A 12,340-nucleotide genomic window follows, 5' to 3' on the forward strand; every position below is an offset into this window, starting at 1 on the left:
GCGCGCCAGCCCGTAAGGCTCGTCCCGGACGATATAGGGCTTGTGGCGCAACCCGCAATGCGGGACGATGGTCGCGGGCCGGGTAAAGAGTTGAAGGACAGCCTCACGATGCAGCGCAATTTTCAGGTCGGCCGATATCGCATGGCGGTGCGAATCATGGCGGGCATCGGCCTGCTGGCGCTGGCCTCGGGCTGTTCGTCGATCCAGAACCAGCGCGGCTATCTGGTGGACGAAGTGCTGGTCGCCGCAGTCCAGCCGGGCCTCGACAACCGCGAATCGGTGCAGGCAACGCTGGGCCGTCCCACGCTGACCAGCCAGTTCGGCGATCCGGTGTGGTACTATGTGTCCAGCCGCACCGAACAGGCGCCGTTCACGCGACCGCGCATCGCCGCCCAAACGGTGCTGGCGATCCATTTCGATCCCCGCGGCAACGTGCTGGCCGCCGAACGCAGCGGCATGGAAAAGGTCGTGCGGCTCAATCCCAACAGCAATTCAACGCCCACGCTGGGCCGTGACCGTACCCTGCTGCAGGACCTGTTCGGCAATATCGGCCAGGTCGGTGCTGCGGGCATGGGCGGACAGGGCGGACCCGGTCAGTAACCTTCGGGTGCTTGCAGCCATGGGGCCTTGGCCCCATATCCGGCGGCATGAGCGAAAATTCCAATAACAGCCCCTATAACAGCCACGGCCTGGTCCAGTGGCATTCCACTACCATCGTCGGTGTGCGCCGTGACGGGCGCACCGTGATTGCGGGCGACGGCCAGGTGTCGATGGGCAACACCGTGATGAAGCCCAATGCCCGCAAGGTTCGCCGGCTGGGCAAGGACAATCAGGTGATCGCCGGGTTCGCCGGGGCGACCGCAGATGCCTTCACCCTGTTCGAGCGGCTGGAAAAGAAGCTGGAAGCCCACGCCGGGCAGCTGCTGCGTGCCGCGGTGGAGCTGGCCAAGGACTGGCGCACCGACAAGTACCTGCGCAACCTCGAAGCCCTGATGATCGTGGCCGATGCCGATGTGATGCTGGTCCTCACCGGCAATGGCGACGTGCTGGAACCCGAATCGCGTGACGAGACGGTGATTGCGGCCATTGGTTCTGGCGGCAATTATGCGCTGGCCGCCGCCCGCGCAATTGCCGAATACGAACAGGATCCCGAGAAGATCGCCCGCCGCGCCATGGCAGTAGCCGCGGACCTGTGCGTCTTCACCAATGACCGCGTGACGGTCGAGACCATCTGAAGAGACCTATGGACAACCTGACCCCCAAAGCCATCGTTGCGGCGCTGGACGAACACATCATCGGCCAGGCCGAGGCCAAGCGTGCTGTGGCCGTAGCGCTGCGGAACCGTTGGCGCCGCCAGCGCCTCGATCCCGAGCTGCGTGACGAGGTAACGCCCAAGAACATCCTGATGATCGGGCCGACCGGCTGCGGCAAGACCGAGATCAGCCGCCGGCTGGCCAAGCTCGCCGAAGCGCCCTTCGTGAAGGTGGAGGCGACCAAGTTCACCGAGGTCGGCTATGTCGGCCGCGACGTGGAACAGATCGCCCGCGACCTGGTGGAAGAGGCGATCCGGCTGGAGAAGGACCGCCGCCGCGAGGCCGTGCGCGAAGCCGCCTCTGCCGCCGCGATGGAGCGCCTGCTCAACGCGCTGGTGGGCGAGGGCGCAAGCGCCGCCACGCGCGAGAGCTTCCGCCAGCGGGTGGTCGAAAACGCCATGAACGAGACCGAAGTCGAGATCGAGGTAGCAGACGCCGCCGGAACATCGATGGACATTCCCGGCATGCCCGGCGGCGCGACCATGATCAACCTCAGCGAAATGATGGGCAAGGCCTTCGGCGGCCCGCCCAAGAAGCGCCGCAAGCTGAAAGTGCCCGAGGCCTGGGACCGGCTGGTCGATGAAGAAGCCGAAAAGCGCATGGACCAGGACGATGTCGCCCGCGTGGCGCTGGCCAATGCCGAAACCAACGGCATCGTGTTCCTCGACGAGATCGACAAGATCGCGGTGAGCGACGTGCGCGGCGGCTCGGTTTCGCGTGAAGGCGTGCAGCGCGACCTGCTGCCGCTGATTGAAGGCACGACCGTGGCCACCAAGTACGGCCCGATGAAGACCGACCACGTGCTGTTCATCGCCAGCGGCGCATTCCACGTCGCCAAGCCATCGGACATGCTGCCCGAATTGCAGGGCCGCCTGCCGATCCGCGTCGAATTGCGCAGCCTGACCGAGGCCGACTTCGTGCGCATCCTGTGCGAAACCCGCGCCAACCTCGTAAGCCAGTACAAGGCCCTGCTGGCGACGGAGGAACTGACGGTGGAGATGACCGACGAAGCCGTGGCCGAAGTCGCCCGCATCGCCGCACAGGTCAACGAAAGCGTCGAGAACATCGGCGCCCGCCGGTTGCAGACCGTGATGGAACGCCTGTTCGAGGAACTGAGCTTCACCGCCGAAGACCGCAAGGGCGATCATGTGACCATCGACGCCGCCTATGTGTGCGACAAGCTGGACGGGCTGGCGGGGAATACCGACCTGTCGAAGTATATTCTCTAGCGGCGGGGTTTGCGCCCGATGCACCTACTGACCGACGGGGCTGAACTTCATGCCGGTCTAGCCGCCCCGCTGCTTCCGGCTTTCGAAGAAGCGCTTGAAGGCTATCCCGCTGGCCGCGCCGGGATCCGCATTTCCGGGAATCAGAATCTTGCGGACCTGCTTTCTACTGCCGGCCCTATCGGCGGGATGGCGGGCCAGGTCCTTGGCCCTGGGACGCAACCCGTGCGGGCGGTCCTGTTCGACAAGAGCCCTGGCGCAAACTGGCAGTTGGACTGGCATCAGGACCGTACCATCGCAGTCAAAGCGAGGCATAATGTGCCCGGCTTTGAAAACTGGAACGTCAAGCAAGGCATGGTCCATGTGGAGCCGCCGTACGATCTCCTCGCCAATATGGTGACAGTTCGCGTCCATCTTGATCCGGTCGATGAGCGAAACGGCGTTCTCGAGGTGGTAGCGGGTTCGCACCGATGTGGACGTATCTCGGAAGCAGCAATTCCGCGCTTTGTCACCGAGGGGCCGATACGAAACTGTCTGGCGGAGAAGGGTGACTGCTGGTTCTACCGCACCCCAATCCTGCACCGCTCGGCCCGATCACGATCATCTGCGCGGCGACGGGTCCTGCAGATCGACTACTCCGCCGATCCTCTGCCGGAGCCGCTGGCTTGGCGCGGCCTATAGCGAACTGGCAGATTGGATTACGTATGGTCACTTGACCAAAGCAGCAGTGGTAAGATAGGTGTGATATAACATATCACCACGAACCTCCAGCTAGGTTCACTCCATGTCCGATTCCGTCACCCTTTCGCCCGCCGCAATCACCCGCACCAACATGGTAGAAGGCGCCGCAGCCTCTGCTTCGCTGTTGTGCCTCGTCCACTGTCTCGCCCTGCCGGTGCTGTTCCTGCTGTCGCCCGGGCTGCTGCGGTTCATCCCCGATTCGCCGCTGGTGCACCTTGCGGCCTTTGCCTTTGTCGTGCCTTTCGCGGCTGGCGCCTTCTGGCTTGGCTACCGGCAGCATGGACAGCGCGGGCCGGGGTTGGTCGGTCTGGCGGGGCTGGCGCTATTGGCGCTGAGCCTGTGGGGCGGCTGGTCGGCGGTGGTCGAACACGGCCTCAGCATTCCGGGCAGTGCGCTGCTGGTGATCGGTCACTATCGCAACTGGCGCCTGCGCCGCTGTCCGCTGGCGGAAAGCCGCGCCTAGCTGCACCACCCGCACCAGAACCACGCGGGCGGGCGGAAGGCGGTGATGACACGGCCGGTGGCAATCACCAGCAGCCACGATGCCAGGCTCACCCCGGCGAAGATCCGCGCGGCCCTGGGAGCCATTTCATAGGGGCCAAGTGCCGCCAGCTTCCTTGCCGTGGTGAGGTAGAATAGCGCCATGTTGACGCCTGCCAGCGCGATCAGCCCCAGCTTGATCTGGAAGGCTGGGTTATAGAGGTACTGGTCGGGCGAGGAGGAGACGAACACCACGCCGCTCAGCACATTGAGCACAAAGCCCAGCACGCCGAACGGGATCAGCTTGTGCAGCGCCGCCAGCGACAGTCCGCGCAGCAGGCCCAGCATCCTCAGGTCCACCAGGCCCACCGTGCCCAGCAGCAGGGTGAGGCCGATGAAATGCACGATTTCGGCAAGGGGCCAGCCCCAGGCGGAATAGGCAATGTCGAACAGGCCGGTGTCGATCGACCAGTTGACGATGGCGACAGGGTCCAGAACCGGATCGGCGGGATAGGCCATCACCCGCTCCCCCATATCCGGGCCAACTGGGCGAGAGTTTCAAACTGCCCGTCGGTCGTCAGCAGCATCCGGTTGGTATAGAGCAAGAGCTTGCCCGCCCCGACTGCGCCCAGCCACAGCAGGAGGGCGAGCGCAGCCTGCATTTTCACCAGGCCGACCGGCTCGATCCCCTTGGAAAAGCTCACCCGCGCCATGTTCATCACCAGCCATGTCGCGCCCAGCAGGCAGGCGAACTTGAGTGCGAAGACCCAGTTGGTCAGCGCCTTGGCCGGATAGCCCGCCAGCAGGGCGAGGCCCGACAGCAGCGCCAGCACCGCGCCCAGACGCATGATCGGGAACAACGCGCGCCATTTCGCCAGCCGGGTCTGCTGCGCCACGCCCAGCACCCGCAGGGATACGGCAATCCCGCCGCCAACCAGCATGGCCATGCCCCAGGCGTGGAGGATCAGCGCCACGAAATAGGCGTAGAAATCCTCGCGCATGAAAATGCTGGGAGCCGACTGCTCCATCCAGGCGAGTGCGTCCATCATCCCACTTGGGCTTAACACAGGTTTGGAAACTGCGTCAGCCGGTTTGGCTGGCTGCTCGCAATGGCGCCCTATTGGGCCTCGGCGTACCAGAACTGGTTGTGGCAGGCAGAGCAGACCGCATCCATGGTCGCCACCAGTTGTCCGGCCGTCGCTGCATCGCGGTTGCGCGCGGCACTTTCGAGGTTGCGCGACAGTGCGGCCATGCTGGCGGAGAAGTTGCGGAATCCCTGGGGATCGGCGTCGATATAACCCTGGACCTGTTCCATCGGCACTTCGTAATCCTCGACCGCCATGTTGCCGGGCGAGGCGGCGCGGATATCCGTCGCCGTGGCCATCCGGTCGCTCGACGCGGCCAGCTCTGCAGCGGCAGCGGCGATGGCATCCCACAGTTCGGGCGTCATCTGTGCGCCATCCAGCATGCCGTTTTCGTCCGACGCATTGTTGCCCACGTCCCAGATCGCCACGATGGCGGGGTTGATCTCTGCCTGCATCTCGTGGCGCACATCGACTGTCGTGCCGTCCTGCGTGGCAGCGGGGGTGACACAGGCCGCCAGGGCCAGCGGGACAAGGGCATAAATGGGGCGCATCACGGTGATCCTCCTACTGGGCGGCTTCATCAAGCTCGCCTTCCTCGCGCAGCTGCCGGTTCCACATATCGGCATAGAGGCCATCGTGGCGCAGCAATTGCGAGTGGCTACCTTGCTCCACTACCATGCCTTCCTGAATGACGTGGATCAAATCGGCATCGGCAATGGTTGAAAGCCGGTGGGCGATGGCCACGGTGGTGCGCCCGGCGGAGACGCGCCGCAAGGTATCGAGGATTTCCTGTTCGGTTCGCGAATCGAGCGCGCTGGTCGCTTCGTCCAGCAGCAGGATCGGCGGGTTCTTCACCAGGGTGCGGGCAATCGCCACCCGCTGCTTCTCGCCGCCGGACAGCTTGAGCCCGCGCTCGCCCACTTCGGTTTCGAGCCCCAGCGGCAGCTTTTCGATGAACGGCCAGATCGCCGCATCGCGCGCCGCCTGGGCGACATCGGCCTCGGTCGCATCCTCGCGGCCATAGGCGATGTTATAGGCCAGGGTGTCGTTGAACAGCACGCTATCCTGCGGCACGATGCCGATAGCTGCACGCAGGCTCGCCTGGGTCACCTCGCGGATATCCTGCCCGTCGATCAGGATGCGGCCCTGCCACGGATCGTAGAAGCGGAACAGCAGGCGGCCGATCGTGCTCTTGCCCGCGCCCGATGGCCCGACCAGTGCCATGTGGCTGCCCGCCGGCACCTCGAACGACAGGCCGTTCAGGATCTTGCGATCCCGGTCATAGCCGAAGTGGACATTGTCGAACACGAGGCTGGGGCGGCGAACGATGAGCGCGGGCGCGCCCGGCGCATCGGTCACTTCAACATTGGTATCCATCAGGCGGAACATCTCGGCCATGTCCACCAGCCCCTGGCGGATCATGCGATAGACCATGCCGAGCATGTCCAGCGGGCGGAACAGCTGCTGCAGGTAGGTGTTCACCAGCACCAGGTCGCCGACGCTCAACCGCCCCTGGCTCCAGCCCCAGACGGTCCAGGCCATGGCCCCGCCCATCATCAGTTGCAGGATCAGCGCCTGGACGATGTTGAGCGTGGCCAGCGAATTGTCGGTCTTGATTGCGGCTTCGGCATAGGCCCCGGCGGAGCTGGCAAAGCGGCGCTTCTCGCGTCCTTCCGCGCCGAAGTACTTCACCGTCTCATAGTTCAGCAGCGAATCGACCGCGCGCGACATGGCCTGGCCATCCAGCGCGTTCATCTTGGCCCGCAGGCGGGTGCGCCATTCGGTGATCGCCTGGGTGACCCAGATGAACAGGGCGATAGTCACTGCCGTTGCCGCCACGATTTCCCACCCGAACAGGGCGTAGAAAATCACTGCCACCACCACCAGTTCCACTGCGGTTGGCAGGATGTTGAACAGCAGGAAGTAGATCATGTTGCTGATCGACTTGGTGCCGCGCTCGATCACGCGGGTCAGTTCGCCGGTGCGGCGACCAAGGTGGAACCTGAGGCTGAGTTGGTGCAGCCGCTCGAACACGTCTTCCGACAACCCGCGCACGGCATCCTGGCCCACCCGGTTGAACACCATGTTGCGCGTCTGGTCGAAGAAGGTGGTGGCAAAGCGCCCGGCGGCATAGGCCAGCACAAGGCCCAGGGCGAGGGCGAGCGCCGGTTCGCCATCTGCCGCCATCGCGTCCACAGCGCCGGCATAGGCAAAGGGCAGGGTGAGCACGACCGCCTTGGCTGCCAGCACCAGCAGGGCCGCCACCACGATCCGCCAGCGCAGGTCCGCGCGGTCTTTCGGCCACAGATAGGGCAGGAACCGGCGCACCGTGCCCCAGCCCGCCTGCTCGATCAGCGCAGCTTCGGTGATGTCCGTTTCATGCATGGAGGCCTTCATGCCAGCGCAAGTGGCGCTTCACCCCCCTGCGCGCAAGGAAGAAAGCCTACAGCCGCCCGAAGTCCGTGGTGTTGCTCAGCCGCACGCCTTCGGGCAGGTCGAACAGCACGCGGCGGCTGGCGAAGTCTATCGCCACCCGGCGGAACAGGCGCAGTTCGGCCATGCCGAGGATCATCGCCGGCTCTTCATCCAGCCCCAGTGCCTCGAAAGTCGGGCTGCGGGCGAAAGTGATCGGGAAGTTGCTGATGCTGGCGCGGTCCATTTCCAGCGACCGGGCGATCCGCACCAGTCCGCTAGCCTGGACCCCGTTGATATCGGTCATCTCGGTATCGGCCTGGTGGCGCGAACTGCGCAGGCGGCGCAGCAGTGCGGGGTTGCCGATCGAGCCCTGCGCGCCGGTATCCACGATCACCGCCGTGCGCACGCCGTCGATCACCGCGCGGGCGATGATGAGCTGGCCGTGGACCTGGCGGGCGCGCACCACGATGTCGAACCCGCGGTTGCTGGCGCGTTCTTCCGGGTGGGCCACTTCCATCACGCGGTTCTCGAAATCGATCAGGATGCGCCGGTTGGCCAGGCTGTCGAGGCCGAGGATGCCGTCGGCCCCGCCGATATTCGCTCCATCCACCAGCGCTGCCGTGCCATCGCGGAAGCTGCCGCTGCCGAAGCTCAGTTCATCGATCTGCGCGGTTGTCACCTGCCGCTCGCTCGCCATGCCTACCAGCGTGGCGGTGGACCTGTTGCCCAGCTGGAGCTGGTCGGCCAGCGCATGGCTCATCACGCTGGCCTGCGCGCCGGTATCGACCATGAAGTTGTAGGGGCCCTCGCCGTTGATCATCACCGGCACGGTCATGCGCTGGTAGCGTTCGTCCTGCAGCTGCAGCACTTCTGCGCCGAATTCACCGACCGCCTCGGACACGACGGCGGCGACCTGCTCTTGTGCGGATGCCGCGCTTGCGGTCAGTGCCAGCGAAGCGGCGGCAGCCCAATGGATCCAGCCCATGCGAACCTTTCCCCTGCCAGGACCGGGGACGATACCCCGTGTCTGGAGCCGACTATACCACGCAATCGCCCGCCGCCCAAACCGGACCTTCGGCGGTGGCGGACCGCGCAAGTCCGGCAGCCATGAAGGCGGCTTCCAGCGCATGGTCGCGCAGGCTGGCTTCCGGCGCGGATTCGCTGGCGGCCCAGCGGTCCTCCTTCCAGCTGTTGGTGATGCCGCGCATGTGGCGATAGGAGAAGTCTGCCGACAGGGCCCGGTTGGCCTTGGCGCCGAACAGGTTGTGGACGCTCCAGCTGTCGCTCAACCGGTCGGCCCTGCCGGGGACCAGACACCATTTCGGCGGGCAGGAGAGGTCTTCTGGTTCGTCGCGGATGACGAAATCGGCGTGGCGGCAGGTCTCGCGCGCGACCGGCGGCATGGCATGGGTGCCGATCCACAGGCCGGGAAACTTGGTGAAGCCGCTGCGGGCCAGCTCGGTCGCCTCGAACACCGACTGGCCGGTGGTGCCCAGCACCAGCTCGTCAACATCGACATTGAGGACCGACCGGGCCCGGCGCAGGAAGCGGTGGCGGGCGTGCTGGAGCGATCCGGTCTGGCAGAAATCGCTGTCCCAGTCGGTCTCCATTCCGTTCACCGCCCCGGCCATGCCGCCCTGCGGACCATAGGGGAACGGCCACGACACGGCGAGTGCGGGGAACCTGCCGCCAGCAGCCTCGTCCAACGTGGCCTGCAGTTCGACCAGCGGATAGGCGCTGGAGGCATTGTCATAGACCACCACGCCGTCGGCCCCGTGGATCCGGACATAGAACCGCACCCAGTCGGCAATCCATCTGAGGTCATTGTTCTGCGACAGCGTGGTAATCACCCGCCGCCCGGCGAACAGGGGTGCCATGTCGGGCTGCACTTCGATCTCGTAGCGCCCCAGCGGGCCGTCGATGGCGATGTGGTCGGCATCCGACCGCAGCCAGATCTCGCCACGCTTCTTGTGGCCGATATGCCGCGCGGCAAAGCGCGGGAAACCGAGGGCGCGGGCAAAGGGCGTAGAGGCTTTCAGCGGCTCCAACAGGTTGAGCAGTGGCGGACCCTGGAACACCACGTGCTTGCCCGCACGGTACACGTCATAGAACAGCGTGTCCCAGTCGAAGCGTTCGGCATAGCTCGCGTTGCGCAGGTCCGCGGGGCGGGGCGGCTCGCGGCGAATTCCGCCAGCGGGATCGAGCGTGACCGACGAAAGCGAGATCATCGCGCCCGCTCCATCTCCAGCCATGCACCCACCTGCGGCAGCAGCGGGCGCACCAGCTGCGCGGCCATGCGGCGCATGTCATCCAGTGCCGGGTGCTTCAGCGCGAACAGCGCCGCCACCCAGCCAATGCCGCCCGCCGCCACGGCCAGCAGCAGCATGGGAAAGGTAATCTCTTGCGGCCCCTGCCACAGCATATAGGTGAGGCCGAGCGGGGCCAGGGCCGCCACGCTCACGCCCAGGCTCTTGCCCAGGATCGCCAGCCAGTCGGCCATGGCAAAGCCCACCAGGCCGCGCATGAAGCCGAGGTAGATCGCCATGAAGCACACAGCATAGACCAGCCGCGATGCCGCCGCGCCCCAGGCCCCGGCCCACAGCGACCCGACTACCAGCAATGCGATCGACAGGATCGTCTCGAGAATGTTGAGCACCAGCAGGCGGTTCATCCGGCCCAGCAGGATCGGCAGTTCGCTCACCAGTGGCAGCGACATCATCAGCGCCGCCTGCAACGCGATCAGCGTCAGCAGCGGGGCGGTGTCGATCCACACCTCGCCATAGAGCAGGTTGACCAGCGGCCAGGCGGCCAGCGCCAGCCCGGCCATGCCCGGCCAGACGACAGCGGTGTAACCCGCCACCACGCGCAGGTAGGCCGGCGCCAGCGGCTGGCCCGAATCGCGGATGCGGGCAAAGGCCGGATAGAACACCCCGCCGATGGCCCCGGCGATCAGGCTGCGGAACTGTTCGGCCAGGCTGGAGGCGCGGCTGAACAGGCCGACGGCGAACAGGTCCACCAGCCGCCCCACGATCAGGTCGGGCGAGCGGGAGCCAAGCGCGCCGGTCATGTAGAGGGTCGAGGCCTTGCCGCCGAAAGTCAGCACCGGCCGCAGGCCGTCCAGCCGCAGCGGAAAGGTCCTGGCTGGTTGCAGCACTTGCGCGATCAGGCCCTTGGCCAGCCCCGTCGCCAGTACCGCCCAGGCGAGCGCAAAGGCGCTGTAGCCCAGCCATGCCAGGGTCAGCGCCACTGTCGCATGGACCATGGCCCCGCCCACGTTGACCGCGAAGTGCCCGGAAAACCGCATGGTCCGCGCCATCAGAGCCAGCGGCACGACCGACATCGGCAGGAACAGGTATGATCCGGCGATAATCACCAGCAAGGGCGCCAGTTGCGGCAGGCCATAGAATGCCGCCAGCGGCCAGGCGAGCGCCGCAATCGCGCCCACGATCAGCAGCGAGAAGATGAAGGCGACCGAAGAACAGCGGTTCACCTCGTCAGCCGACAGGTCGGGCAGGCCGGAGATATAGCGCGACAGGCCGAAGTCCTGCAGCACGGCCACCAGCATGGCGGCGGCGAGCGCGATGGAGAACAGGCCGACTTCGTCCGGCGCCAGGAAGAACCGGCTGATGATGACAGACGTGGCGAACTGGATCACGAAGGCGCCGTACTGGCTGGCCATGGCCCAAACCGCCGCGCTGCGCACGCTCATGGCGGCAGGCTCACGTGTGAACGGCGGCGCTGTCGGTGAGGCCGGGGGCAGGGGGGGCAGGCCCGTGGTCAAGCGGCGGGCCTCAGCTCGTCGCCAAGGCGGTAGCCAGCGTGGACGAGAGCCGCAGGGCGCGACCCGGCTCACCCAGCTTGGCCAGCCGCGCCACGGTGCGCCACAGGCCCTTGCGGCAACCACCGCTTCGCACATGGTCGAGCATGATCTCGAAGCCCTCGTCGCGCAGGGCCACTGGCGAGTGGAGGATGCCATGCGTCACCGCGGCGCGCACGCGGGCGGAAACCCCCGTTTCACCGAAGAAGGCATCCAGCGCGTCGATCGGCGGCAGGCTGGTAGCATCGGCGGTGGGATCGGCCTTGCCGGCATCGCGCATCCGCCATGCCTCATAGGCGATGGCCGCGCCGATCTGCTGTTCGGTCGCGTGGCGTTTGGACACCTGGCCGGCATAGTGGCGATAGCGGATCAGTCGTTCGGGCAGGTTGGCCATCTTCGTCACTGACGCCAGCCGCAGCCACAGGTCCAGATCCTCGCAATGGCGGAAGGCGGCATGATAGCCGCCCTGCTGCAGCACGATGTCGCGCCGGTACATCACCGCCGGGTGGCACAACAGCGGGCCGCCGTGGCGGATATTATGAAGGAACTCCTCGTGGGTGACGGGGTGGTCATAGCCCATGGTCACATAGGGGCCGCCATCCTCGCTCATGTCGCGGCTCCAGCTGCCGATCACGCCATGGTCGGGCCGGTCGGCCAGGAACTGCATCTGCTTGGCGAAGCGATCGGGATGGGCGATGTCGTCGGCATCCATGCGCGCGACGATGGGGGCGCGGGCCTCGGCCAGCAGCTGGTTGAGGCTGGAGACAAGACCCCGGTTCTCGCGGATGATCGGGCGGATGCGCGAATCCTTGGCGGCATAGGCCTGGATGATGGCGGCAGTGCCATCGGTCGATCCGTCGTCGAGAATCAGGAACTCGAACTCGCCGAAAGTCTGCGCACGGATGCTGTCGATCGCCTCGGCCAGGAAGCGCTCGCCATTATAGACGCTCATCGCCACGCTCAAAGGCGGGGGAGAGCCGGGTGTCCTGTCGATCGCGCCTCTATCCTGCACGGCCTCTATCCTTGTCATGCCTTGCGCCTAGCCCATCCGCGTAAACATCGGGTCAATGCGACAGGGGTAGGCTTGGAGCCCCCTTGCCCTGTGCGGGGTTAACGGGTGGTCAACCACGCGGCTGCGCGATTCGCCCGGCAATCGGGGCAGGATGAATCGGATCCGGTGAATCGGACGCGGTGAATCGGCCATGGGTGAATCGCTCACGCACCCGCCGCGCCTCGCGCGCGCACGTGTATAAGGGAGCCGGT

At 65.9% G+C, this 12,340-nt stretch carries 13 protein-coding genes; 5 read left to right on the forward strand and 8 right to left on the reverse strand.

Translation table 11 applies throughout. The features are described from left to right. Window positions 1-108: 108 nt before the first annotated feature. The 5 genes from M3P36_RS04990 (at window position 109) to M3P36_RS05010 (ending at window position 3,743) form a co-directional block, all read left to right on the forward strand. On the forward strand, window positions 109-600 hold the full coding sequence (locus M3P36_RS04990) for an outer membrane protein assembly factor BamE (RefSeq protein WP_249702154.1): 492 nt from the start codon (window positions 109-111) through the stop codon (window positions 598-600). A gap of 47 nt (window positions 601-647) precedes the next feature. After that, window positions 648-1,235 (forward strand): ATP-dependent protease subunit HslV, encoded by a 588-nt coding sequence (hslV, locus tag M3P36_RS04995; RefSeq protein WP_283773334.1) that lies wholly within the window; start codon window positions 648-650, stop codon window positions 1,233-1,235. Window positions 1,236-1,243: 8 nt separating this feature from the next. Beyond that, complete coding sequence (hslU, locus tag M3P36_RS05000; protein ID WP_249702155.1) at window positions 1,244-2,542, forward strand: ATP-dependent protease ATPase subunit HslU; 1,299 nt, start codon at window positions 1,244-1,246, stop codon at window positions 2,540-2,542. 18 nt (window positions 2,543-2,560) lie between these two features. Then, window positions 2,561-3,220 (forward strand): phytanoyl-CoA dioxygenase family protein, encoded by a 660-nt coding sequence (locus M3P36_RS05005; RefSeq protein ID WP_249702156.1) that lies wholly within the window; start codon window positions 2,561-2,563, stop codon window positions 3,218-3,220. Window positions 3,221-3,323: 103 nt separating this feature from the next. Then, on the forward strand, window positions 3,324-3,743 hold the full coding sequence (locus M3P36_RS05010; RefSeq protein ID WP_249702157.1) for a MerC domain-containing protein: 420 nt from the start codon (window positions 3,324-3,326) through the stop codon (window positions 3,741-3,743). On the opposite strand, the gene M3P36_RS05015 is transcribed toward M3P36_RS05010, so the two are convergent. The 8 genes from M3P36_RS05015 to M3P36_RS05050 form a co-directional block, all read right to left on the reverse strand. Then, on the reverse strand, window positions 3,740-4,279 hold the full coding sequence (locus M3P36_RS05015) for a hypothetical protein (RefSeq protein WP_249702158.1): 540 nt from the start codon (window positions 4,277-4,279) through the stop codon (window positions 3,740-3,742). The two genes, M3P36_RS05010 and M3P36_RS05015, sit on opposite strands and share 4 nt — an antisense overlap. Then, the gene (locus tag M3P36_RS05020) at window positions 4,279-4,809 is read right to left on the reverse strand and encodes a hypothetical protein (protein ID WP_249702159.1); all 531 of its coding nucleotides are present in this window, start codon (window positions 4,807-4,809) and stop codon (window positions 4,279-4,281) included. The genes M3P36_RS05015 and M3P36_RS05020 overlap by 1 nt, the downstream gene beginning before the upstream one ends. A 68-nt stretch (window positions 4,810-4,877) precedes the next feature. Further along, window positions 4,878-5,399 carry a hypothetical protein gene (locus tag M3P36_RS05025; protein ID WP_249702160.1) on the reverse strand — a complete coding sequence of 174 codons (522 nt, stop codon included), beginning with the start codon at window positions 5,397-5,399 and terminating at the stop codon, window positions 4,878-4,880. Window positions 5,400-5,409: 10 nt separating this feature from the next. Beyond that, entirely contained in the window at window positions 5,410-7,242 is a 1,833-nt protein-coding gene (locus tag M3P36_RS05030; protein WP_283773335.1) for an ABCB family ABC transporter ATP-binding protein/permease, read from the reverse strand. Between the two features lie 46 nt (window positions 7,243-7,288). Then, window positions 7,289-8,245, reverse strand: a complete 957-nt coding sequence (locus tag M3P36_RS05035; RefSeq protein WP_249702161.1) for a retroviral-like aspartic protease family protein — start codon at window positions 8,243-8,245, stop codon at window positions 7,289-7,291. A gap of 52 nt (window positions 8,246-8,297) precedes the next feature. After that, the gene (locus M3P36_RS05040) at window positions 8,298-9,512 is read right to left on the reverse strand and encodes a hypothetical protein (RefSeq protein WP_249702162.1); all 1,215 of its coding nucleotides are present in this window, start codon (window positions 9,510-9,512) and stop codon (window positions 8,298-8,300) included. Further along, complete coding sequence (locus M3P36_RS05045; protein WP_249702163.1) at window positions 9,485-10,969, reverse strand: oligosaccharide flippase family protein; 1,485 nt, start codon at window positions 10,967-10,969, stop codon at window positions 9,485-9,487. Before M3P36_RS05045 ends, M3P36_RS05040 begins: the two co-directional genes overlap by 28 nt. Before the next feature lie 82 nt (window positions 10,970-11,051). Continuing rightward, window positions 11,052-12,107, reverse strand: coding sequence for a glycosyltransferase family 2 protein (locus tag M3P36_RS05050; RefSeq protein ID WP_249702164.1), 1,056 nt, complete (start codon window positions 12,105-12,107; stop codon window positions 11,052-11,054). Window positions 12,108-12,340: the final 233 nt, after the last annotated feature.

The organism is Altererythrobacter sp. KTW20L, assembly GCF_023501975.1.
Lineage (GTDB): Bacteria > Pseudomonadota > Alphaproteobacteria > Sphingomonadales > Sphingomonadaceae > Alteraurantiacibacter.

What these genes read in the sequence shown, in the direction of transcription:
- M3P36_RS04990 (WP_249702154.1), top strand. Translation starts at nt 109, where the DNA reads ATGCAGCGCAATTTTCAGGTCGGCCGATATCGCATGGCGGTGCGAATC.
- hslV (WP_283773334.1), top strand. Translation starts at nt 648, where the DNA reads ATGAGCGAAAATTCCAATAACAGCCCCTATAACAGCCACGGCCTGGTC.
- hslU (WP_249702155.1), top strand. Translation starts at nt 1,244, where the DNA reads ATGGACAACCTGACCCCCAAAGCCATCGTTGCGGCGCTGGACGAACAC.
- M3P36_RS05005 (WP_249702156.1), top strand. Translation starts at nt 2,561, where the DNA reads ATGCACCTACTGACCGACGGGGCTGAACTTCATGCCGGTCTAGCCGCC.
- M3P36_RS05010 (WP_249702157.1), top strand. Translation starts at nt 3,324, where the DNA reads ATGTCCGATTCCGTCACCCTTTCGCCCGCCGCAATCACCCGCACCAAC.
- M3P36_RS05015 (WP_249702158.1), bottom strand. Translation starts at nt 4,279, where the DNA reads ATGGCCTATCCCGCCGATCCGGTTCTGGACCCTGTCGCCATCGTCAAC.
- M3P36_RS05020 (WP_249702159.1), bottom strand. Translation starts at nt 4,809, where the DNA reads ATGATGGACGCACTCGCCTGGATGGAGCAGTCGGCTCCCAGCATTTTC.
- M3P36_RS05030 (WP_283773335.1), bottom strand. Translation starts at nt 7,242, where the DNA reads ATGAAGGCCTCCATGCATGAAACGGACATCACCGAAGCTGCGCTGATC.
- M3P36_RS05035 (WP_249702161.1), bottom strand. Translation starts at nt 8,245, where the DNA reads ATGGGCTGGATCCATTGGGCTGCCGCCGCTTCGCTGGCACTGACCGCA.
- M3P36_RS05040 (WP_249702162.1), bottom strand. Translation starts at nt 9,512, where the DNA reads ATGGCTGGAGATGGAGCGGGCGCGATGATCTCGCTTTCGTCGGTCACG.
- M3P36_RS05045 (WP_249702163.1), bottom strand. Translation starts at nt 10,969, where the DNA reads ATGAGCGTGCGCAGCGCGGCGGTTTGGGCCATGGCCAGCCAGTACGGC.
- M3P36_RS05050 (WP_249702164.1), bottom strand. Translation starts at nt 12,107, where the DNA reads ATGACAAGGATAGAGGCCGTGCAGGATAGAGGCGCGATCGACAGGACA.